The organism is Streptomyces sp. B8-7, from assembly GCF_058833805.1.
The window spans coordinates 912,765-935,065 of sequence record NZ_JBYRRL010000003.1 but is presented as its reverse complement, the minus strand read 5'-3'; the positions used below and the strand labels follow the sequence as shown (position 1 = coordinate 935,065).

At 73.9% G+C, this 22,301-nt stretch carries 21 protein-coding genes; 7 read left to right on the top strand and 14 right to left on the bottom strand.

What is annotated here, in order from left to right:
* Nucleotides 1–141 precede the first annotated feature (141 nt).
* From AC5K6T_RS19185 to AC5K6T_RS19170, 4 genes are all read left to right on the top strand, one after another.
* On the top strand, nt 142–936 hold the full coding sequence (locus tag AC5K6T_RS19185) for a LytR/AlgR family response regulator transcription factor (RefSeq protein WP_493210574.1): 795 nt from the start codon (nt 142–144) through the stop codon (nt 934–936).
* A gap of 1 nt (nt 937) precedes the next feature.
* On the top strand, nt 938–1,297 hold the full coding sequence (locus AC5K6T_RS19180; protein WP_493210572.1) for a hypothetical protein: 360 nt from the start codon (nt 938–940) through the stop codon (nt 1,295–1,297).
* A 4-nt stretch (nt 1,298–1,301) separates the two neighbouring features.
* Entirely contained in the window at nt 1,302–3,029 is a 1,728-nt protein-coding gene (locus AC5K6T_RS19175) for a sodium/solute symporter (RefSeq protein ID WP_493210570.1), read from the top strand.
* Nucleotides 3,030–3,099: 70 nt separating this feature from the next.
* Nucleotides 3,100–4,308, top strand: a complete 1,209-nt coding sequence (locus tag AC5K6T_RS19170; RefSeq protein WP_493210568.1) for a sensor histidine kinase — start codon at nt 3,100–3,102, stop codon at nt 4,306–4,308.
* Nucleotides 4,309–4,311: 3 nt separating this feature from the next.
* Here the strand turns inward: AC5K6T_RS19170 and AC5K6T_RS19165 are convergent, their stop codons facing one another.
* The 5 genes from AC5K6T_RS19165 to AC5K6T_RS19145 form a co-directional block, all read right to left on the bottom strand.
* A complete protein-coding gene (locus AC5K6T_RS19165; protein ID WP_493210893.1) occupies nt 4,312–4,515 on the bottom strand; it encodes a hypothetical protein in 204 nt (67 codons plus the stop codon).
* A 94-nt stretch (nt 4,516–4,609) separates the two neighbouring features.
* Entirely contained in the window at nt 4,610–5,557 is a 948-nt protein-coding gene (locus AC5K6T_RS19160) for a cytochrome c oxidase assembly protein (RefSeq protein WP_493210566.1), read from the bottom strand.
* A 158-nt stretch (nt 5,558–5,715) separates the two neighbouring features.
* On the bottom strand, nt 5,716–6,741 hold the full coding sequence (locus AC5K6T_RS19155) for a 6-phosphofructokinase (protein WP_493210564.1): 1,026 nt from the start codon (nt 6,739–6,741) through the stop codon (nt 5,716–5,718).
* A gap of 501 nt (nt 6,742–7,242) precedes the next feature.
* A complete protein-coding gene (locus tag AC5K6T_RS19150) occupies nt 7,243–7,971 on the bottom strand; it encodes a type 1 glutamine amidotransferase (protein WP_493210561.1) in 729 nt (242 codons plus the stop codon).
* 23 nt (nt 7,972–7,994) lie between these two features.
* Nucleotides 7,995–9,233 carry a Mur ligase family protein gene (locus tag AC5K6T_RS19145; protein WP_493210559.1) on the bottom strand — a complete coding sequence of 413 codons (1,239 nt, stop codon included), beginning with the start codon at nt 9,231–9,233 and terminating at the stop codon, nt 7,995–7,997.
* Nucleotides 9,234–9,392: 159 nt separating this feature from the next.
* Here AC5K6T_RS19145 and def point away from each other — a divergent pair, with 159 nt between their 5' ends.
* Both def and AC5K6T_RS19135 read left to right on the top strand, forming a co-directional pair.
* Complete coding sequence (gene def / locus AC5K6T_RS19140; RefSeq protein WP_493210558.1) at nt 9,393–9,935, top strand: peptide deformylase; 543 nt, start codon at nt 9,393–9,395, stop codon at nt 9,933–9,935.
* Between the two features lie 93 nt (nt 9,936–10,028).
* Complete coding sequence (locus AC5K6T_RS19135) at nt 10,029–11,618, top strand: IS1182 family transposase (RefSeq protein WP_493204997.1); 1,590 nt, start codon at nt 10,029–10,031, stop codon at nt 11,616–11,618.
* A gap of 357 nt (nt 11,619–11,975) precedes the next feature.
* On the opposite strand, the gene AC5K6T_RS19130 is transcribed toward AC5K6T_RS19135, so the two are convergent.
* Nucleotides 11,976–12,620, bottom strand: a complete 645-nt coding sequence (locus AC5K6T_RS19130; protein WP_493210556.1) for a TetR/AcrR family transcriptional regulator — start codon at nt 12,618–12,620, stop codon at nt 11,976–11,978.
* 170 nt (nt 12,621–12,790) lie between these two features.
* On the opposite strand from AC5K6T_RS19130, the gene AC5K6T_RS19125 reads away from it, so the two are divergent.
* Nucleotides 12,791–14,017 carry an acyl-CoA dehydrogenase family protein gene (locus AC5K6T_RS19125; protein ID WP_493210554.1) on the top strand — a complete coding sequence of 409 codons (1,227 nt, stop codon included), beginning with the start codon at nt 12,791–12,793 and terminating at the stop codon, nt 14,015–14,017.
* A 134-nt stretch (nt 14,018–14,151) separates the two neighbouring features.
* Here AC5K6T_RS19125 and AC5K6T_RS19120 read toward each other — a convergent pair whose 3' ends face one another.
* The 8 genes from AC5K6T_RS19120 to AC5K6T_RS19085 all read right to left on the bottom strand — a co-directional run bounded on the left by AC5K6T_RS19120 (nt 14,152) and on the right by AC5K6T_RS19085 (nt 22,209).
* The gene (locus AC5K6T_RS19120) at nt 14,152–14,673 is read right to left on the bottom strand and encodes a cupin domain-containing protein (RefSeq protein WP_493210553.1); all 522 of its coding nucleotides are present in this window, start codon (nt 14,671–14,673) and stop codon (nt 14,152–14,154) included.
* Nucleotides 14,674–14,680: 7 nt separating this feature from the next.
* Nucleotides 14,681–15,895: a cytochrome P450 gene (locus AC5K6T_RS19115; protein ID WP_493210552.1), complete on the bottom strand. Its 1,215-nt coding sequence runs from the start codon at nt 15,893–15,895 to the stop codon at nt 14,681–14,683.
* A gap of 1 nt (nt 15,896) precedes the next feature.
* On the bottom strand, nt 15,897–16,955 hold the full coding sequence (locus tag AC5K6T_RS19110; protein WP_493210550.1) for a type III polyketide synthase: 1,059 nt from the start codon (nt 16,953–16,955) through the stop codon (nt 15,897–15,899).
* A 226-nt stretch (nt 16,956–17,181) separates the two neighbouring features.
* On the bottom strand, nt 17,182–17,412 hold the full coding sequence (locus tag AC5K6T_RS19105) for a DUF6213 family protein (RefSeq protein ID WP_493210548.1): 231 nt from the start codon (nt 17,410–17,412) through the stop codon (nt 17,182–17,184).
* A 25-nt stretch (nt 17,413–17,437) separates the two neighbouring features.
* Nucleotides 17,438–18,832, bottom strand: coding sequence for an NADP-dependent succinic semialdehyde dehydrogenase (locus AC5K6T_RS19100; protein ID WP_493210547.1), 1,395 nt, complete (start codon nt 18,830–18,832; stop codon nt 17,438–17,440).
* 77 nt (nt 18,833–18,909) lie between these two features.
* A complete protein-coding gene (locus AC5K6T_RS19095; RefSeq protein ID WP_493210545.1) occupies nt 18,910–19,377 on the bottom strand; it encodes an NUDIX hydrolase in 468 nt (155 codons plus the stop codon).
* Nucleotides 19,374–20,912, bottom strand: coding sequence for an ATP-dependent DNA ligase (locus AC5K6T_RS19090; protein WP_493210544.1), 1,539 nt, complete (start codon nt 20,910–20,912; stop codon nt 19,374–19,376). The genes AC5K6T_RS19095 and AC5K6T_RS19090 overlap by 4 nt, the downstream gene beginning before the upstream one ends.
* A 298-nt stretch (nt 20,913–21,210) precedes the next feature.
* Nucleotides 21,211–22,209 (bottom strand): NAD(P)/FAD-dependent oxidoreductase, encoded by a 999-nt coding sequence (locus tag AC5K6T_RS19085; RefSeq protein ID WP_493210871.1) that lies wholly within the window; start codon nt 22,207–22,209, stop codon nt 21,211–21,213.
* Nucleotides 22,210–22,301: the final 92 nt, after the last annotated feature.

The following is a 22,301-nucleotide window of genomic DNA, read 5'->3' as shown; positions in this document are numbered from 1 at the left end:
GCCTCCCGCCGCGGCCGCAGCCTTCCACCGCGGCCGCCGCCCTCCCTCCGCGCCCCGCCCGGGGCGGCACCCCCGCCGGCGCCGCCCGACCGGTGCCGGGCCCGTGTCCCGGCGCGCCGTTCGCCCCTACACTCCACGTTCATGCTGCGCGCCCTGGCCGTCGACGACGAACGCCCCTCGCTGGAGGAACTGCTGTACCTGCTCAACGCCGACCCGCGCGTCGGCAGCGCGGAGGGCGCCGGCGACGCCACCGAGGCACTGCGCCGCATCAACCGGGCCCTGGAGTCCGGGCCCGACGGCCCCGAGGCCGTCGACGTGGTGTTCCTCGACATCAACCTCCCCGGCCTCGACGGCCTGGACCTGGCCCGGCTGCTCACCGGCTTCGCCCGGCCCCCGCTGGTCGTCTTCGTCACCGCCCACGAGGACTTCGCCGTGCAGGCCTTCGACCTCGACGCCGTCGACTACGTCCTCAAGCCCGTACGCCGCGAACGCCTCGCCGAGGCCGTACGGCGGGCCGCGGACCTGCGCACCGGCGGCGCCCGCCCCGCAAAGCCGCCCGGTGGCCCGGCCGCCCAGGCCGCCCCGCGCATCCCCGTGCACGAACCCGATCCGGACCAGATACCCGTCGAACTCGGGGGAGTGACCCGCTTCGTCGCCGTCGACGACATCACCCACGTCGAGGCGCAGGGCGACTACGCCCGGCTGCACACCGCCCGCGGCAGCCACCTGGTCCGCATCCCGCTGTCCACCCTGGAGGAGCGCTGGCGCGCCCGCGGCTTCCTGCGCATCCACCGCCGCCACCTCGTCGCCCTGCGCCACATCGCCGAACTCCGCCTCGGCGCCGGATCGGTGAGCGTCCTGATCGGCACCGAGGAACTCCAGGTCAGCCGCCGGCACGCGCGCGAGCTGCGGGATGTGCTGATGAGGAGGACCTGACGTGCCCCAGGACCCCGCAGGGGCCCGCGTCACCGTCACCGGCCCGCCCCGCCGTGCCCGCCGTACCCCGGTCCGGCACCGGCCGCGCACCGAGATCGACGAGCAGACCACCCTCGGCCACACCTACGTCCGCTCCCTGATGCGCACCCAGCTGCGCGCCGGGCTCGCCGCCTTCGCGGTTCTCGTCCTGCTCGCCGGCCCGCTGCCGCTGCTCTTCACCGCCGTACCCGCCGCCCGCCGCCTGCAGTGGGGCGTCCTCGGCTTCGGGCTGTACGCCCCGCTGGTCCTGCTCGCCCGCTGGTACGTGCGCCGCGCCGAACGCAACGAGCGGGACCTGGTCCGCCTGGTCGGGGACCGGTGAACCGGTGAACCCCGCCTACGCCGTCCCGGCGGTCGCCCTGGTCGTGGTGGCGACCGTCCTCGTCGGCGCGTTCGGCCTGCGCGTCTCCCGCACCACCTCCGACTTCTACGTCGCCTCCCGCACCGTCGGCCCCCGCCTGAACGCGGCCGCCATCAGCGGCGAGTACCTCTCCGCCGCGTCCTTCCTCGGCATCGCCGGACTGGTCCTGGTACAGGGCGCCGACATGCTCTGGTACCCGGTCGGCTACACCGCCGGATACCTCGTCCTGCTGCTGTTCGTCGCCGCCCCGCTGCGCCGCTCGGGCGCCTACACGCTGCCCGACTTCGCCGAGGCCCGCCTCGCCTCCCAGGCCGTGCGGCGGCTCGCCGGGGTGTTCGTCGTCGGCATCGGCTGGCTGTACCTGCTGCCCCAGCTGCAGGGCGCCGGACTGACCCTCGCCGTGCTGACCGGCGCCCCGGACCGGCTGGGCGGCGTGATCGTGGCCGTCGTGGTCACGGTCACCGTCGCCGCGGGCGGCATGCGCAGCATCACGTTCGTGCAGGCCTTCCAGTACTGGCTCAAGCTCACCGCGCTCCTCGTCCCGGCGCTCTTCCTGGTGCTGGCCTGGCAGCAGGACGGCGCTCCCGGCCGCGCCTTCGACGAACCGCCCGCGTTCCGCACCCGGCACACCGTGCAGGTCGACGACACCCTGCGGCTGCGGCTGCACCGGCCGCTGACCGCGACCGTCACCGGCACCGTCGACGGGAACCCGTACCACGGGCAGGAGACCACCCTGGCCGCCGGAACCCACCGCGTCGACGGCGGCACCCGCCTGACCTTCGCGCCCGGCACGCCCGTACCCGCCGCCGACCGCGGCGGCAACGGGGGCATGTCCACCTCACTCGCGGCGGGCCGCTCCGAACGGCCGCTGTACGCGACGTACGGCCTGATCCTCGCCACCTTCCTCGGCACCATGGGCCTGCCGCACGTCGTCGTCCGCTTCTACACCAGCCCGAACGGGGTGGCCGCCCGCCGCACCACGGTCGCCGTGCTCGCCCTGGTCGGCGCCTTCTACCTGCTGCCCCCCGTCTACGGCGCCCTGGCCCGCCTCTACGCCCCCGAACTGACGCTCACCGGTGACGCCGACGCCGCCGTGCTGCTGCTGCCCGGCCGCGTCGTCGGCGGGGCCGGCGGCGACCTGCTGGGCGCGCTGGTCGCGGGCGGGGCGTTCGCCGCCTTCCTGTCCACCGCGTCCGGCCTCACCATGGCCGTCGCCGGGGTCCTCACCCAGGACGTGCTGCCCACCCGCGGCGTACGGCACTTCCGGCTGGGCACCGCCCTCGCCATGCTGATGCCGCTCGCCGCGAGCACCCTGGCCGGGGGGCTGCCGGTGGCCGACGCCGTGGGGCTCGCGTTCGCGGTGTCGGCGTCCTCGTTCTGCCCGCTGCTGGTGCTCGGCATCTGGTGGCGCAGACTGACCCCGCCGGGCGCGGCCGCGGGGATGCTGGCCGGCGGCGGCTCGGCGTTCCTCGCCGTCACCGCCACCATGTCCGGCCTGCTCGGCGCGGGCGGACTGCACGCCCTGCTGGCCTGGCCCGCGCTGTGGTCCGTGCCGCTGGGCTTCCTGACCATGACCGTGGTGTCGCTGGCCACGCCCGGCCGGGTCCCGGCGGGCACGGCGGGCATCCTGGCCCGCTTCCACCTGCCGGAGGAGCTGGCCGGCGGGCAGGTGCGCCCTCAGGTGCGGGCATGAGGCCTCCGGGCCGGCCGGGACGGCCGCGGCGGAGGCGGAGAGGGTCAAGCGCACGGCCGGAGCCGCCGGAATGACCGGGTTCGTCGCGGGCCTGTGCGTGGCCGTCCTGCCGCTCCTCGCCGCCGGCTTCTGGCTGGGCCGCCGCACCGCCCGTCCCGGGCGCCGCGGCGGCGGACTCGGCACGCCCGTGGAGCACGCCACCTTCCGGACCCTGCACACCGCTTCGCTGGCGGCACCACCGCTGCGGGCGGGACTCACCGAGGAGACGGCCCGCCGGTCCGCGCGGCGGCTGCGCTCGCTGCTGGGCACCGACGCGCTGTGCCTGACCGACGAGGAGCGGGTGCTGGCCTGGGACGGTGCGGGCGCCCACCACCGAGAGGAGATCATGGAGCGGCTGGCCGGCCCGCTGGACACCGGCCGCGGCGAGGCGTTCTCGCTGACCTGCGACAGCCCCGCCTGCCCGGTCCGCTGGGCGGTGGTCGCGCCGCTCACCGTCGACGACCGGGTGCACGGCGCGCTGGTCGCCTGCGCGCCCCGCGAGTCCGCGGTGCTGGTCCGGGCGGCGGGCGAGGTCGCCCGCTGGGTCTCCGTCCAGCTGGAGCTCGCCGACCTCGACCGGTCCCGCACCCGGCTGATCGAGGCCGAGATCAGGGCCCTGCGGGCGCAGATCTCGCCGCACTTCGTCTTCAACTCGCTCGCGGTGATCGCCAGCTTCGTGCGCACCGACCCCGAGCGGGCCCGGGAGCTGCTGCTGGAGTTCGCCGACTTCACCCGCTACTCGTTCCGCCGGCACGGCGACTTCACCACCCTCGCCGACGAGCTGCACGCCATCGACCAGTACCTGGCGCTGGTCCGCGCCCGCTTCGGCGACCGGCTGTCCGTCACCCTCCAGATCGCGCCCGAGGTGCTGCCGGTGGCGCTGCCGTTCCTCTGCCTCCAGCCGCTCGTGGAGAACGCCGTCAAGCACGGCCTGGAAGGCAGGGCGGACACCTGCCGCATCGGCATCACCGCGCAGGACGCGGGCGCCGAGGCGCTGGTGGTCATCGAGGACGACGGCGCGGGCATGGACCCCGCGCTGCTGCGCCGCATCCTGGCGGGCGAGGGCAGCCCGTCCGGCGGCATCGGCCTGTGCAACGTGGACGACCGGCTCCGCCAGGTCTACGGCGACGACCACGGCCTCGTCATCGAGACCGCGCCCGGAGCGGGGATGAAGGTGACCGCCCGGCTGCCGAAGTACCAGCCGGGCGTGCACTCGGGGGCCCGGCTGGGCCGGGAGTGAGCCTCAGGTGCTGCGGGTGGCCACCATGCCGAGGGTGATCAGACCGAGCACGACCCAGCCGAACCACAGCCAGCCGTTGCTGCCGAGCACCGCCGTGTAGGCCGTCACCACGACGAGTCCGCCGACGGTGAGCACCCCCATGGCCTTCGTGGAGCTGTCCGTGGAACCGGGCATCGCGACACCCTCCTCGTCGTCCGTCCCCTCCATGGTGCCCCGGATCGGCGCTCCGCGGGCCGCTCGCCGGAACCCGGCGGCCGGGCGGCGGGGTGAAGAGGGGGCGAGGGGACCGGAGCGCGGCGGCTCAGCCGCGCGCGTTCAGCGAGGCGAGGTAGGCGTTGTACGCCTCCAGCTCCTTGTCGCCGTCCCGGTCCGCGGCCCGGTCCAGGCGTTTGGCCTGCCGCTGTTCGGAACCGTGCCACTGGAACAGCAGCGCGATCAGTACCAGCACCGAGGGGATCTCGCTGAACGCCCAGGCGATACCGCCCGCCGCGTTCTGGTCGGCGAGCGCGTCGATGCCGAGCGACGCGGCCGGATGCGCGTACGTCGCCACCATGGGGGTCGAGCCCATCATCAGTGCGATGCCGAAGAAGGCGTGGAACGGCATGCCCGCGAACAGCTCCAGCATCCGCATCAGGTACCCGGGCCGGTGCGGGCCCGGGTCCACACCCATGATCGGCCAGAAGAAGACCAGGCCGACGGCGAAGAAGTGCACCATCATCGCGATGTGCCCCGTCCGGGAGCCCATCAGCGTGTCGAACAGCGGGGTGAAGTAGAGCCCGTACAGGCTCGCGATGAACATCGGGATGGTGAACACCGGATGCGTGATCACCTGCAGGTAGCGGCTGTGCAGCAGCGCCAGCAGCACCTCCCGGGGCCCCCTGCGCCCGCGCCCCGCCACCGGCAGCGCCCGCAGGGCCAGCGTGACGGGCGCGCCCAGCAGGACCAGGATCGGCGACAGCATGCTGATCACCATGTGCTGCACCATGTGCACGCTGAACATGACCATGCCGTAGTCGTTCAGCCGGGTGCACATCATCAGGGCGACGGTGAGCACACCGGAGAGGAACGCCAGCGTCCGGCCCGAGGACCACGCGTCCCCGCGCCGCCTGAGCCGTACCACACCCCACAGGTACAGCCCCGCGCCCAGCAGGCACGCGACCAGGAAGAAGGAGTCCGGCGACCACTGCAGGCCCCGTCCCAGCGTGAACGGCGGCAGGTCCGTCATCATGCCGTGCCCGCTGTGATCCATCCGCCGGCTCCTGTTTCGTGGGGGTTGTGCGTGTACGTCCGCTCCACAGAGTAGAACCGCCCCCGGCGACGGACGTCACCGGGGGCGGCCTGCGCACCAGCCGGCGGCGGCGGACGCGTGGCGCGCTCACCTCCGCGGAGCGGACCTCGCGGGACGCGTCACAGCACGCACTCGGCCTCGGCGTAGCGCCCGGCGGGCACGGTCTTCAGCGTCTCGACGGCCTCCGCCAGGGACACCATCACGATGTCGGTGCCGCGCAGCGCCGTCATCATCCCGAACTCCCCGCGGTGCACCGCCTCCACCGCGTGCCATCCGAACCGGGTGGCGAGCACCCGGTCGTAGGCGGTGGGCGTGCCACCGCGCTGCACATGCCCGAGGATCACCGGCCGGGCCTCCTTGCCGAGCCTGTCCTCCAGTTCGACGGAGAGCTGTCGCGCTATCCCGGCGAACCGCTCGTGACCGTAGACGTCCTTGCCGCCCTCGTCGAAGTCCATGCCGCCCGGCCTGGGCTTGGCGCCCTCGGCGGCCACCACGATCGCGAACCGCTTGCCCGCCGCGAACCGCTCGCCGACCACCGTGGTCAGCTCCTCGATGTCGAAGGGCCGCTCGGGCACCACGATGGCGTGCGCGCCCGCGGCCATGCCCGAGTGCAGGGCGATCCAGCCGGTGTGCCGCCCCATGACCTCCACGACCAGGACCCGCTGGTGGGACTCGGCGGTGGTCTTGAGCCGGTCCAGGGCCTCGGTCGCCACGCCGACGGCCGTGTCGAAGCCGAACGTGACGTCCGTGACGGCGATGTCGTTGTCGATGGTCTTCGGCACGCCCACCACGGGCAGGCCGCTGTCCGACATCAGCCGGGCCGCCTTCAGCGTGCCCTCGCCGCCGATCGGGATGATCGCGTCGAGGCCGAGGTCGGCGACGTGGCCCCTGGCCCGCTCGACGCCGTCCCGCAGGTGGGAGGGCTGGACCCGGGAGGAGCCGAGGATGGTGCCGCCCCGGGCGAGGATGCCGCCGACCGCGTCCAGGTCGAGCTTCATGTAGTCGCACTCCAGGAGGCCCTTCCAGCCGTCCCGGAAGCCGATGACCTCGTCGCCGTGGTCGGCGACGGCGCGGTGCACGACGGACCGGATGACGGCGTTCAGGCCGGGGCAGTCGCCGCCGGACGTGAGGACACCAATGCGCATAGCCCGAGATACCTTTGCAACGTGGGCCGGGGACCGGACCACGTCGTCCGGCTTGATCCCGGTCACCCTACCGGCGTGAGGGGGTGGCTCTGTACCGGACGTCCGCCTGGTGGACCAGCCCGCACATGTGAGCGGACGGCCCGTCAGAGGGGCCCGCGAAGGAGGGTGCGGGAACCGCGTTGCGGCCGCCTTGCGGGCGTCCGGCGCGCAGGCGAAGGAGCGCCGAAGGACGCCGCCCGGGGGCGTGGCGTCCCCGGCCGGCCCGGTGCGAGCGCCCCGGACGGGCGACGGCGTGAGGCCGGGGAGAGCCGGTGCCGCGCAGCCCGGGTGGCGGGTGGCGCGGGAACCCGGGGGCCGGCGGCGCCGGGCCCGGCCGCCGGGGCGACGGGAGCACCCGGCGCGCCCGGGGATGGAACCGGATCCCCGGACGGCCGGGGTGCCGCAGGGCCGCAGGCGGTCGGGGCACCGGGGACGGCCGGGGCGCGCCGCCCCGGGCTCGGCTCAGTCCGGCTGCTGCGCGGCGGCGATGCGCTCGTTGCGCAGCGCCTCGTACCAGCGGTCGTCGGTCGGCGGCAGCGCGTTGACGTCCAGCGCCAGCTTCAGCAGCAGATCGGCGATCAGCGGGTTGCGGGCCAGCACGGGACCGTGCATGTAGGTGCCGAACACGGTGTCGTTGTACGCGCCCTCGGTACCGTCGCCCGTGCCGTTGCCGTTGCCGAGGGTGACCCGGGCGAACGGGCGGGCCGTCGGGCCCAGACGGGTGACGCCCTGGTGGTTCTCGAAGCCGGTCAGCGGCGGCAGCCCGAGCCGAGGGTCGATGTCGGCGAGCACGTCGCCGACGCAGCGCGCGCCCTCGCCCCGCGTCGACACCACGTCCAGCAGGCCGAGGCCGGGCTCCCGCTGGCCGAGGTCGTTGATGAACTCGTGGCCGAGGATCTGGTAGCCGGCGCACACCGAGAACACGATCGCGCCGTTCTCCACCGCCCGGTACAGGCCCCCGTCCCGGCGCAGCCGCTCGGCCGCGAGCCGCTGCGGCCGGTCCTCGCCGCCGCCGATGAGGTAGATGTCGCCGGAGGTCGGGACGGGCTGGTCGCTGCGCACGTCGATCCGTGCCACGTCCAGGCCCCGCTGCCGCGCCCGCCGCTCCACGACGAGGACGTTGCCCTGGTCGCCGTAGGTGCTCAGCAGGTCCGGATAGACCCAGACGACCCGCAGCTGGTTGTCGCTCATGAAGTCTCTGTCCTTAACGCTGGTCAGTTGCCGACGCGGCGGCGCAGGTCCTGGAAGGCGGTGTAGTTGGCGATGACCTCGATCCTGCCCGGCGGGCACAGCTGCACCGCCTGGTCCAGCGTGTCGCACACCTGGAAGTGCTGGTCGGCGACCTCCAGGCGGACCGCGAGGTCGAGCCTGCGGTCCCCGACCACGACGATCGGATGGCCGGTCAGCCGCGTGTAGTCCACGTCCCACAGCCAGGAGGTGTCGGTGCCGTCGGCGCCGCGCGCGTTCACCGACAGGATCACCGGAGCGGGCGGCGGGTCGATGAGGGAGAAGGTCTCCAGCCAGCCCGCCGGGTTCTTGGCCAGCAGCAGCCTCAGGTCACGACCCTCGAACTGCACCACGTCGTAGCGGCCGGCCACCGCCTGCACCTGGTACATGCGCTCCAGCGCGACCTGCGGCGGCACCCCGAACACGGCGGCCACGGCGGCCGAGGAGGTGGCGTTGGCCTTGTTGGCGCGGCCCGGCAGCTGGAGGTGGATCGGCCAGGCGGAGCCGTGCGGGTCGAGGACGTGGTCGCCGGACAGCGCCCAGGCCGGGGTCGGCCGGCGGAAGCCGCAGTCGCCGCAGAACCAGTCCTCGCCGGGGCGCTGCATCACACCGCCGCAGGAGGGGCAGGACCAGGCGTCGTCCTTCCACATCTGGCCGGCCGCGACCCAGATCACGTTCGGGGACGAGGACGCGGCCCAGACCACCAGCGGGTCGTCGGCGTTCGCCACGATCACCGCCTTGGCGCCGGCCAGCCCCTCGCGCCAGTTCTCCGCGAGCATGCGGGTCTCGGCGGCGCGGTCGAGCTGGTCGCGGGAGAGGTTGAGCAGGGCGATGCACTTCGGGTCGGTGTCCCGGGCGACGCCCGCGAGGTACTTCTCGTCGACCTCGATGACGCCGAACTTCGCGTCCGAACCGCCCGCCAGCGCCGAGGTGATGCCCGCGGGCATGTTCGCGCCGAGCGCGTTGGACACCACCGGCCCGGCCGCCCTGAGCGCCTCGGCGATCAGACGCGTGGTGGTGGTCTTGCCGTTGGTCGCCGAGACCAGGATCACGTCCAGGTGCTGCGCGAGCCGGGCGAGCAGGTCGGGGTCGAGCTTGAGGGCCACCCGTCCGCCGATCACCGAACCACTGCCGCGTCCTGCGGCCCGGGATGCCGCCGCGACCGCCTTGCCCGCGGTCACGGCGAGCTTGGCCCGCGGCGTGAGCGGGTCCGAGTTGCCTGCCATCACTCCTCGATCCTCCTTGCGTACGCGACGCGCCGAAAGCCTCTACGGCAACGTGGTGTGGCCTCAGCCTATCGAGATCCACTCAGGTGCCCGAATCGCGGCACGGTCACGATCCGGGCCCGCACGGGACGCGGCTGGCAAGACCGTACCCTTGCCGCCATGCGACACGGCTCGATCCCGGGCGCCCGCGGGCGCGTCCGGCCCCTCACCCTGTTCGGTGACCCGGTGCTCGGCGCCCGGTGCGCCGAGGTCACCGACTTCGGCCCCGGACTCGCCGCCCTCGTGGAGGACTTGTTCGCGACCATGTACGCCGCGAACGGCGTGGGCCTGGCCGCGAACCAGGTGGGCGAGCCGCTGCGGGTGTTCGTCTACGACTGCCCCGACGACGAGGACGTGCGCCATCGGGGACATGTCGTCAACCCCCGGCTGGTGGCGGCGGACGGCGTCGAGATCCGCGGCCCGGAGGGCTGCCTGTCCCTGCCGGGCCTGGAGGCGGGCACGGTGCGCCACGACCACGCGGTGCTGGAGGGCCGCACCCTGACCGGCGAGCCGGTGACTCTCCACGGCACGGGCTTCTTCGCGCGCTGCCTCCAGCACGAGTACGACCACCTGGAGGGCACGCTCTACCCGGAGCGGGTCACGGGGCTGCGCCACCGCCGGCTGATGCGCCGGGTCGCCCGGGCCCCCTGGAGCACGCCCTAGGTGACTGGTGTTAATCGTGTGAGCTCGCGTCGGTTCTTCAACGTGTGCCAGGCTGCTTGGTGTTGGTCGCTGGGTGTGGGGAGAGGTTGAGCGATGGCAGTGGGCCGGACCCCGATGCAGCCGGGGTTGCTCTCCTCCACGGCGGGTTTCTGCGAGGGTCGGCTGGCGCCGAACTCGATCTACGCGGTGCTGCACCGCGAGTGCCGGGCGTTGTTCCCCGATGAGATGTTCGCCGATCTGTTCGCCGAGGACGGCCGCAGGTCGGTGCCGCCGGTGATCGTGGCGGTCGTGATGGTCCTGCAGCGCCTGGAAGGCTTGTCCGACCGTGAAGCGGTCGAGCGGTTCGCATTCGATGTCCGCTGGAAGTACGCCGCCGGCGGGCTGGACTTCGATCATCCCGGGTTCGTGCACACCGTCTTGGTGGACATGCGCGCGCGGCTGGCCGCGTCCGCCCGCCCGGACCGGATCTTCGAGCGGACGGTGGACGTGGCCGCCCAGGCCGGGCTGGTGGGTCGTCGGCGGGTGCTGGACTCGGCTCCGGTCTATGACGCCGTGGCCACGCAGGACACCATCACGCTGATCCGCTCGGCCGTCCGCGGCCTGCTGCGGGCGGCCGATCACGGGCTGCGGGCCGAGCTGCGGGCGCAACTGACCAGCGGCGATGCCTACACCGACACGGCCAAGCCGGTCATCGACTGGACGGACGCCGGTGAGCGGGAGGCGCTGATCGATTCGCGGGCCCGGGACGGGTACGCGCTCTTGGCCGTGCTGGAGGGCCGGGTGCTGGAGCCGGAGGCGGACCAGGCCGCGCGCCTGCTGGCCACCGTGCTCGGCCAGGACCTGGACCAGGACGGTGACGGAGTGTTCCGGATTGCCCGGAAGGTGGCCACGGACCGGGTCATCTCCACGGTCGATCCCGAGGCCCGGCACGGGCACAAAACCGTCAACCGGTCCTTCGACGGCTACAAGGGGCACGTGGCCGAAGACCCCGACAGCGAGGTCATCACCGCAACCGCAGTCACTGCGGGCAACGCCGGCGACGCCGAGCCCGCCGCCGAGCTGCTGGCCGACGTCCTGAACGCGCCCGCCCCGAACGAAGGGGCCGCGGGTGAGCGGGCCGAGGTCTACGGCGACGCCGCCTACGGGACCGGACCGCTGCTGGCCGAGCTGGACGGGGCCGGCGTCGAGGTGATGGTCAAAGTGCAGGCCGCCAACGCGCCCGGCGGACGGTTCTCCAAGGACGCCTTCACCGTCGACCTGGGGGCGGGGCAGGTCACCTGCCCGAACCAGGTGACCGTCCCCATCCGCCCGAAGTCCGACGGCCGTGGGGCGGCCTGCTTCAAGGCCGCCTGCGCCGCCTGCCCGCTCGCGGCCCAGTGCACGACCGCCAGGGACGGACGCGTCATCACCATCGGCCCGCACGAGGAACACCTGGCACGCGGCCGGGCACGCAGCGCCGACCCGGCCTGGCTGGCTACCTACCGGGCCACCCGGCCCAAGGTCGAACGCAAGATCGCCCACCTCATGCGGCGGCGACACGGCGGACGCCGGGCCCGGGTGCGGGGGCGGGCCAAGGTCGCCGCCGACTTCTCCCTGCTGGCCGCCGCCGCCAACATCGCGCGGCTCGGCGTGCTCGGAATCATGTCCACAGCCGCTGGAAACTGGGCCATCGCCACCGGCTGACCACCCGGAAGGGGCTCAGAGGCACGCGAGCGACTCGACCGCGGTCGCATCACCCCCTCAACAGCCATCAGGCCGGACACGAACCGTCCACAAGTCGCCCTGTCACCAGCCGCCGACACGATCCTGACACCCTCCATGGCGAACCGGCACACTCAGGAAGACCCGCTTAACACCAGTCACCTAGGGCGTGTTTCGAAAGTCCCGCCTGCCTGGCGGCGTCTGGCACGCACGCTCGCCGCGTTGTCGGGCTCGCCCCGATACATCCAGTATCGGGGCGACCCTCCGCCTTGCGATCGCACGCACCAGACGCCGCCAGGCCTGCCCTTCGGGCAGACGACGCTACTTTCGAAACACGCCCTAGAACCCCGGCCCGCCCACGCGGTCGCCCGCCGCGGCCAGCCGCCCCCACAGCAGGTCGGCCAGGCTGCGCACCAACTCCGTGCGGGAGCAGGGCCGTTCGCCCAGCCACCAGTCTCCGGCGGCATGCATCATGCCGACGATGCCGTGCCCCCACACCCGGGCCAGCTGCCCGGTGCCCGGCCCGAGGTCGAGGCGCTCCTCGATGACGGTGGCCAGTTCCTCGCCCATCCTGCGCAGCAGCGGGGCGCTGTGCCGGCCCACGTCGAAGCCCGCGTCCCCGGGCTGGCCGCCCTCCGAGGGGTGCATCAGGAAGCGGTAGACCTGGGGGCGCGCCTCGATGGCGGCGAGGTAGGTGTCGAGTGTGGCCTCCACCCGCTCGCGCCGGTCCGCGGGGGCGTCCAGCGCGGCCCGCAGCGAGGCCAGCAGCGCGTCGGTGTGGCGTTTGGCGAGCGCGGCGTACAGGCCGCCCTTGTCGCCGAAGTGCCGGTAGAGGATCGGCTTGGTGATGCCGGCCTCCGCGGCGATCGCGTTCATGGAGGCCTGCGGGCCGTCCCGGAGCACCACCCGGTCAGCGGCCTCCAGCAGCTCGCGCCGTCGGCGGTCGGCGGACCTCGGCTGCTCGGCCCGCTGTGTGGTGTCCATGAGTTCTCCCCACCCGTGCTGATTCGGTGACGCCAGCGCAAACTAACACCCGGCAGGCCGCGCGCATCGAACGGGATGCCGGGGGCGGAGGACGAGTTGACTTTCTCTACCCGCCGGTAACAGACTTCGGTTACCGCAAGTAACATGCAGGTGCCGCCGCTGGAGGGGACATGGCCGAGTTCACCATGGAGCTCAACGACGAGCAGAAGGAGGTCCGGGACTGGCTGCACGGCTTCGCCGCCGACGTCATCCGGCCCGCGGCCGCCGAGTGGGACGAGCGCGAGGAGACGCCCTGGCCGGTCATCCAGGAGGCCGCCAAGGTCGGCATCTACTCCCTGGACTTCTACGCGCAGCAGTACTTCGACCCGACCGGCCTCGGCATCCCGATGGCCACCGAGGAGCTGTTCTGGGGCGACGCCGGCATCGCCCTGTCGATCCTCGGCACCGGTCTGGCCGCCGTGGGCGTCCTCGCCAACGGCACCCAGGAGCAGGTCGGCACCTGGATCCCCCAGATGTACGGGGACGCGGGCGACGTGAAGGTCGCCGCCTTCTGCTCCTCCGAGCCGGACGCCGGCTCCGACGTCGCCTCGATGCGGACCCGCGCGGTGTACGACGAGGCCAGGGACGAGTGGGTGCTGAACGGCACCAAGACCTGGGCGACGAACGGCGGTATCGCCAACGTCCACGTGGTCGTGGCGGTCGTCGACCCCGACCTCGGTTCCAAGGGTCACGCCTCCTTCATCGTCCCGCCGCACACGGCGGGACTGTCCCAGGGGCAGAAGTTCAAGAAGCACGGCATCCGCGCCTCGCACACCGCCGAGGTCGTCCTCGACGACGTCCGGGTGCCGGGCTCCTGCCTGCTGGGCGGCAAGGAGAAGCTGGACGAGCGGCTGGCCCGTGCCCGGGAGAAGGCCCGCGCGGGCGGCGGGCGCGTGAAGAACGCGGCGATGGCCACCTTCGAGGCCTCCCGGCCGGCGGTCGGCGCGATGGCCGTCGGCACCGCGCGCGCCGCGTACGAGGTGGCCCTCGACTACGCGTGCACGCGGGAGCAGTTCGGCCGTCCCGTCATCGACAACCAGGGCGTGGCCTTCCAGCTCGCGGACATGCGCACCCGGATCGACGCGGCGCGGCTGCTGGTCTGGCGCGCGTCCTGGATGGCGGTGAACGGCAGGCCGTTCACCGCGGCGGAGGGCTCCATGTCGAAGCTGTTCGCCTCCGAGACGGCCAAGGAGGTGACGGCGCAGGCGATACAGATCCTCGGCGGCAACGGCTACACGCGGGAGTACCCGGTGGAGCGCATGCACCGGGACGCCGCCATCTACACCATCTTCGAAGGCACCAGCGAGATCCAGCGGCTGGTGATCGCCCGCACCCTGTCCGGCGTGCCCATCCGCTGACCCGGCGGACCCGCCCTCCCCGGCCGGTCCCCGGCGCCCCCGCCGTCCCGCCTCCGGTGCGCTCCTAAGGCGGGACGGCCGGGGACGGGACGGCCGGGGACGGCGGCGGGCCCGGTGGCCCGCCGCCGCCCGGGTCAGCCGTGCCGGAGCGGCGTCAGCTGCTCGATGTCGTAGCGTGCGCGCAGCTCCTCGATCGCCGCATGGTCCGGCGCACCGCCGCCGCGCAGGATCTCCAGCAACTCCTCGAAGTACCGCTCGTGGTCCGGGGGAGGCGACGCCTGGAAGAACATCTTCGCCGGCTCCCCGGTCGGGTTGGCGAACGCGTGCGGACAGCCCGGCGGTACGGCGATGACGGTGCCCGGCCTCGCCCGCACCACCCGGTTGCCCGAGACCGACTCCCAGCGCCGCCAGTTGTCCGGGGTGCGCACCCGCGGCTCGAAGGCGAGCACGTCCAGCTCGCCCTCCAGCACGTAGAACAGTTCCTCGCTGCGGGTGTGCACATGCGCGCCGACGTCGAACCCGGGCGGGACGACGACCTCGAACGCGGACGCCGTCCGCGAGTGGGCGCCGGTCACCTTGAAGGTGACCTCGTGGGCGGGTGCCCGCACCACCCGGCCGTGGCCCGGCGGCACCAGGAGCCCCTCCGTCGCGGTCATCGGCACCTCACCAGGTGACGGGGAGTGCCTCGGGGCCGCGGATCAGCGCCCCCTTGCGGAACGGCACCTGCTCCGGCGGCACGGCGGCGCGCAGCCCCGGCACCCGGTCCAGCAGGGCGTCGACCAGCAGTTCCGACTCCAGCCGGGCCAGCATGCCGCCCACGCAGTAGTGCGGCCCGAAGCCGAACGCGACATGCGGGTTGGGGCTGCGGTCCAGGTCGATCCGGTCGGGGTCGGCGAACACCTCCGGGTCGCGGTTGGCCGCCAGGTAGGACACGTAGACGGCGTCCCCCGCGCGGATGCGGTGGCCCCTCAGGTCGACATCCTCCAGGGCGATCCGGGACAGGCCGACGGCGTTGCGGTGCGGGATCCAGCGCAGCAGCTCGTCGATGGCCCGCGGCCGGCACTCCGGCTCGGCCCGCAGCCGGCCGGCCAGCTCGGGACGGGTCAGCAGCAGGTAGAACATCTGCCCGCTGTTGTTGGTCACGGCCTCGCCGCCGATCTGGATCAGCACCGCGAGCCCGACCGCCTCGTCCAGGGTGATCTCGCCGCGGTCCACCGCCGCGCCGAGCAGCGAGGCGACGTCCTCGCCGGTGCCGTCCCGGCGCAGCCCGATCAGGTCGGCGAAGCAGGCGCCCATCTCGTTGCGGGCCCTCTCGCTGACCTCGGCGCCGTGCGCGGAGGACAGGATGAGCTGGGTCCAGGTGTGCATGGCGTGCCGGTCGCCGGCCGGGACGCCCATCAGCTCGCAGATCACCGCGATGGGGAACGGCCCCAGCACCGTCTCGACCAGGTCGGCGGGTGGGCCGGCCCGCAGCAGCTCGTCGACCATGGCGTCGAGCGTCCGGCGGGCCTGCTCGCGGATCCGCTCCACGCCCCGGGCCGTGAAGGCCGGCGCCACCGCACGGCGCAGCCTCGTGTGGTCGGGCGGGTCGAGGAAGCCGACGGCGCCGCGGGCCGGGATGAAGTGCGGAGCCAGCCGGGTGACCGGCCGGTCCATGACCGCCTCGCGGCCGAACCGCGGGTCGTTGGTGACCATCCGCACGTCGTCGTGGCGGGTGACCAGCCAGGCCCAGCCCTCGCCGTTGGGCAGCCGGATCCGGGTGACCGGGCCCTCGCGCATCAGTTCGGCGAGGACCGGGTCGAAGTCGGTGCCGGACAGGTCCGGCGCCGGCCAGTCGCGGACCGGCGGAGCGGTCTCGGTGATCGTCTCGTCGCTCATCTCAGCCTGTCTCGTCGCACTGCCAGCGGCCCAGGGACATCTCGGCGGTGATGCCGGGCCCGAACCCGGCGAGCAGCCCGCGCGCGTCCTCGCGGGGTCCGCCCTCGTCGAACAGCCGGCGCAGTGCGTCCAGGACGACGCCGCTGGCGATGTTGCCGTACTCGGTGAGGGTGGCCCGGCTGAACCGGAAGGCGTGCGGGTCGACCTGGAGGAACGTGCTCAGGTCGTCCAGGATGCGCGGACCGCCCGCGTGGACGACGTAGAAGTCCAGGTCCGCGGCGTCCCACCCGTGCTGTCCGGCGAGCTCCCGGAGCGCCGGGGCGAGCGGCTCCATGGTGGCCGGCACCCGCTTGTCCAGCAGGAAGTGGAAACCGGTCGCCCGCACGTCGTACATGATCCACTCCTCGGTCTTGGGGATCAGGTACGAGCCGTTGCGCTCCAGCCGTACGCCGGTGCCGCCCCGGCCGCGGACCACGGCGGCGGCTATGCCGTCCCCGAACAGTCCGTTGGACAGCAGCGACCCCACACCGAGGTCGGTGGGCTGATAGCACAGTGAACAGAACTCGCAGGCCACGATGAGTGCGTTCGCGTCCGGGTAGGCCGTGCAGAAGTCATGGGCCCGGTTGATCGCCGCGCCGCCCGCCGCGCAGCCCAGCTGGGCGATGGGCAGCTGGCGGGTGGTGGAGTCGAAACCCATGTCGTTGATCAGCCAGGCGGTGAGCGAGGGCATCATGAAGCCCGTGCACGACACGTAGATGATCACGTCGATGTCGCTGGTGAGCAGCTCGGCGTCGTCCAGCGCGCGCTGCACGACCGCGGGGACGCGAGCCTTGGCCTCGGCCTCGTAGACCTTGTTGCGCTGCTCGAAGCCCGGGTGCTTCAGGGTGTCCCCGATCGGCTGCACGATGTGCCGGGTACGCACCCCGGTGTTCTCGATCAGCCTCAGGGCCAGCGGCAGTTGGGGGTGGTCGGGATGACGCGAGCGGGCCAGCTCCAGCGTCTCCTCCATCGTGATGACGTGTTCGGGAACGGACACCGAGGGTCTGCACAAAGTCGCCATGAACCGTGCCTGCTTTCGAAGGTGGTTCACCTCAGAGGGTGCTCCACCCACGATCACCCGGCAGGACCGCGATCTCGCGCGGGGCTACTCCGTATCGGGGACGGGCCCCGCCCGGCCGGGGTCCCGGACCCGCACCGGGTCCGCCGCGCGACGGACGGGGCGCGCGGGCCGGGGCCGGCCGGGCGAGCGGCCGGACCGCCCGCGGCGGGAACCGGGTGAGGAACCGTCAGGACCGGCCGCTGCTGTGCGCGATACAGGCCACGTCGATCCGGTCGGCCAGCTTCGCCAGCTCGATCGTCAGCGCGGCCACGGTGTCCTCGTCGAGGCCGTCCTCACCGGCCTCGACCAGATGCACCCATCGCGCGCCCACCGTCCGCAGCAGCTTGCTCACATCGGACGCGGACACCTGCAGGGCGCCGCGGTCGTCGACAATCAGCGGCAGAGTCACTTCGCGCACACCGGCGATCGTAGTGGCGCGGCCCTCAGGCACCGTGCCAAACCGTGGTGATGTTGCAGAACTCGCGGATTCCGTGCCCGGACAGCTCACGTCCGTAACCCGACCGCTTCACCCCGCCGAACGGGAACGCCGGATGCGAGGCGGTCATGCCGTTGACGTACACCGCGCCCGCCTCCAGGTCGCGCGCGAACCGCTCCGCCTCGGCCCCGTCCCGGGTCCACACGTTCGAACTCAGCCCGAACGGCGAGTCGTTCGCGATCAGCAGCGCCTCGTCCAGGTCGCCCGCCCGGTACAGGGTGGCGACCGGGCCGAACGCCTCCTCGCGGTGGATGCGCATCCGCCGGGTGATCCCGGCGAGCACGGTCGGCGCGAAGTACCACCCCGGCAGCTCCGGCCGGCGCAGCCGGTGCCCGCCGCACAGCGCGCTCGCTCCGGAGCGTACGGCGTCGTCCACCAGTTCCTCCAGGTCCGTGCGCCCCTGCTCGGTGGCGAGCGGCCCGACGTCGGTGTCCTCGGCCATCGGGTCGCCGACCCGCAGCGCCCGCATCCCGGCGGTGAAGCGCTCGGCGAAGGCGTCGTAGACGTCCGCGTGCACGATGAACCGCTTCGCTGCGATGCAGGACTGCCCGTTGTTCTGCACGCGCGCGGTCACCGCGACCTGCGCGGCGCGGTCGAGGTCGGCCGACGGCATCACCACGTACGGGTCGCTGCCGCCGAGCTCCAGGACCGTCTTCTTGATCATCTCCCCGGCGGTGGCGGCCACCGCCCGACCGGCCGGCTCGCTGCCGGTGAGGGTGGCGGCCCGGACCCGGTCGTCGCGCAGCACCGCGTCGACCTGCCCGGAGCCGATCAGCAGGGTCTGGAAGCAGCCCTCCGCGAAGCCCGCCCGGTGGAACAGGTCCTCCAGGTACAGGGCGGTCTGCGGCACGTTGGAGGCGTGCTTCAGCAGGCCCACGTTGCCCGCCATCAGCGCGGGCGCCGCGAACCGGATCACCTGCCACAGCGGGAAGTTCCACGGCATCACCGCGAGCACCGGCCCCAGCGGGCGGTAGCGCACCCGCACCCGGGACGCGCCGGAGTCCGACACGTCCGGCGCGGCGGGCTCCTCGTCGGCCAGCAGGCCCTCGGCGCGCTCGGCGTACCAGCGCATGGCCCTGGCGCACTTGGCGGCCTCGGCGCGGGCCTGGGCGAGGGGCTTGCCCATCTCGGTGGTCATCACCCGGGCGATGTCGTCCCGGTCGGCCTCCAGGAGCTCGGCGGCCCGGTTCATGAGGCGGGCGCGGTCGGTGAACGCGCTCGTGCGATACGTGCGGAACGTGGCCTCGGCGAGCTGGAGCCGGCGCTCCAGCTCCTCCTCGCCCATGGCCTCGTACGTCTTGAGCGTCTCGCCGTTCGCCGGGTTCACCGTAGCGATGGGCATGACCGGACCTCCCTGGGAGCATGCTGTTTCTCGACGATCCCGCGCCGTGGCCGGGGCCGCAACGCGTACGCGTCTGCTCAGGGCGAGTGCTCCGCCAGGCGGTCCAGAAACGCGGTCTGCGCGGAGACGAGCCGGGTGCGGGCCCGGTCCAGGCCGAACCAGGCCACCCGGTCCAGCTCCGGGAACTCCCGCAGCCGCCCGGACCGCGGCGGCCACTCGAGGGTGAAGGTCCCGGGGACCACGGCGGACGGGTCGAGGTCGGCCTCGACCGCCCACACCGTGACCGTCTTGCCGCCGCTCTGCCGGACCTCGCCGAGCGGCAGGGCCGCACCGTCGGGCGGGTCGAGCCCCAACTCCTCCCGGAACTCACGCCGGGCCGCCTCCCAGGCCGGCTCCCCGGGACCGTACTCACCTTTGGGGACGGTCCACGCGCCGGCGTCCCTGCGCGCGAAGAACGGGCCGCCCATGTGGCCGAGCAGCACCTCCAGGCTGCCCCCGGCGCGGCGGAACAGCAGCAGCCCGGCGCTGCGCCGGCCGGACGTCACGGCGCCGCTCCCGGGTGCGCGGCCAGCAGCGTCCGCACGGTGTCGGCCTCCTCGGCCCGCTTGTCCTCCCGGTAGCGGACGACGCGCGCGAAGCGCAGGGTGACGCCGGCCGGGTACCGGGTGGAGCGCTGCAGGCCGTCGTAGGCGATCTCGACGACGAGTTCGGGGCGTACGGTCACCACCCGGCCGTCGTCGTGCACCGCGATCCGCCGCAACCGCTCGGTCTGCCAGGCCAGCATCGCGTCGGTCATCCCCTTGAACGTCTTGCCGAGCATGGCGAAGCCGCCGTCGTCGGTGCGCGCCCCGAGGTGGAGGTTGGACAGCCTGCCGGTACGCCGGCCATGGCCCCACTCGGCCGCCAGTACCACCAGGTCCAGCGTGTGCACGGGCTTGACCTTCAGCCAGGACGCGCCGCGCCGGCCCGCGCTGTAGGGGGCGTCGAGGGCTTTGACGACGACGCCCTCGTGGCCGCGGGCCAGGGCCGCGGCGAGGAAGTCCTCGGCCCGGGCCACGTCCCCGGGGCCCGCCGCGAGGGCCTGCCGCACCCGGGCCGGCTCCGGCACCAGACGGGCGAGTTCGGCGTGCCGCCGCGCGAACGGCAGGTCCAGCAGGTCGCGGCCGTCCACGGACAGCGCGTCGAAGAAGACGGGGGAGACGGGCACCGCCTCGGCGGCCGCGGCCACGTCGACGCGCGAGCCCACCCGGCCGGCGGTCTCCTGGAACGAGCGCGGCCGGCCGTCGGCGCCGTAGGAGACGACCTCCCCGTCCAGGATGAACCGCTCGCCCGCCAGCCCGAGCGCCAGCGCGGTCACCTCGGGCAGCCGGCCCGTGATCTCGTCCAGGGTCCGCGTGTACACGTGGACGTCCGCGCCGTCGCGGTGCACCTGGACGCGGATGCCGTCGAGCTTCTCCTCCACCGCGCAGCCGCCGAGCCTGCCGACGGCCTCCGCCACCGAGGACGCGGTGTGCGCGAGCATCGGCAGCACCGGGCGGCCGACGGTCAGCCGGAAGCGGTCCAGCGCGGCCGGGCCGTCCCCGAGCAGTGCCTGGGCGACCGCCGGCAGCGACCCGGCCAGCATCACCGCGCGCCGCACCTGGGTGGAGGGCGCCCCGGTGGCCTGCGCGAGGGCCTCCACGGCCACCGCGTCGAGGGCGCCCTGCCGCACCTCGCCGGTGATCAGTCCGCGCAGGAAGCGCTGTTCGCCCGCCGTGGCCGCACCCATCAACTCGCCCACCAGACGCGAGCGTTCGGCCTGGGAGCCAGGTCCGGAGACCGTGCCGAGCGCCCTGAGCCGGGTGTCCACCTCGCGTACCGTCAGGCGCGGTGCGAGGGCGGGCGCCGCCGGTTCGGCGAGTGCCTTCCAGCCGAGGCCGAGCCGGCCCTGCGGCAGCCGGCCCGCGAGATACGGGATGACGACCGGCACGTCCCGCACCTCCGTCTCCCGGAACAGCCCGGCGAGCAGGGCGATCTTGCGGGACCGCGCCGAGGTGGCGGCGACCTCCCGGGACACCTCCGCGAGCCGGGCCAGCAGCATGCAGCCATCGTGCAACGCCCCGGCGCCGGGCACACCCCGGCCGGGGCGGAGCGCCCCACCTGGGTGCGGGTGCGGGTGCGGCTGCGGGTGCGGCTGCGGGTGCGGGTGCGGGTGCCGTGCGGCCGGGCCGTCCCCGGGCGCGTGTGTCCGGGCGCCGTCCGGATCGCGCGGCGCCGCCTGAGCGCCCGCACCGCTTCCCGGCGGCGTCCGGGCCGCGCCGGGCCGGGCTGCGCCGGGCTGCGCCGGGCCGGGCGGCCGGACGCGGTACGGCTGCGTCCGGCCGGGCCCGCCGGAGTGCCTACTGCCCGGCCGCCGCGTCCAGGTCGGCCATCAGCAGTTCCCCGTTGAGCGCGGCGGCGGCCCGGTAGCCGCGGCTCGCCGCGTTCACCACCTGCTCGGAGTGGCCCGAGGCGTTGCCCGCCGCCCACACTCCGGGGACGCTGGTCAGCCCCCGCTCGTCGATCACCGGGTAGTCGCCGAACGGCGTCTGCTTCAGCTCCGCACCCAGCTTCACCAGCAGGTCCGTGCGCGGGACGGCCCGGGGCGCGACGAACAGCACCTGCCGGCCGTGGACCGTGCCGTCCGCCAGGCGCACCCCGGTCAGCCGGTCGTCCTCGACCACGAGCCCCGCCACCTCCCCGGGCACCACCGTCACGCCGGCCGCCGCCAGCCGGCGGACGTCCTGCTCGGGCAGCTCGGACGCGGAGACCCGGTGCAGGAAGAACGTGACGTCCTTCGACCACCGGGACACCATCAGCGCCTGGTGCACGCTCTGCGGCCCGGCCGCGAGGACGCCGAAGGCCCGGTCGCGGACCTCCCAGCCGTGGCAGTACGGGCAGTGCAGCACGTCCCGTCCGAACCGTGTCGCGACGCCGTCCACCGCGGGCAGCTCGTCCCGCAGGCCGGTGGCGACGACCAGGCGGCGGGCGTGCACGGTCCGCCCGTCGTCGAGCGCCACGGCGAAGTCCCCCGCCGCGGGCCCGGCCGTCCCGCGGCGCGCCGCCCCGCTGCCGGCTGCCACCGCCTCCCGGTGCACGTCCGTCACCCGGCCCCGGACCAGCTCGACCCCGTAGCGGGCGACCTCCTCCCGGCCCGCGGCCAGGAACTCCCCGGGCGCCATGCCGTCCCGGGTGAGGTACCCGTGCATGTGTGCGGCCGGCGCGTTGCGCGGCTCGCCCGCGTCGACGACGAGCGTGCGCCGCCGGGCGCGGCCCAGGACCAGCGCGGCGGACAGGCCGGCCGCGCCCGCGCCGACGACGACCACCTCGTACCGGTCCGTCCCGCCCATTCCGCCCATTCCGTCCGTCCCGTCCATCCCGTCCATCCCGTCCGTTCCATCCGTTCCATCCGTTCCGTCCGCCCCGTCCGCCCGCTCGGCGGTGCCCGTGC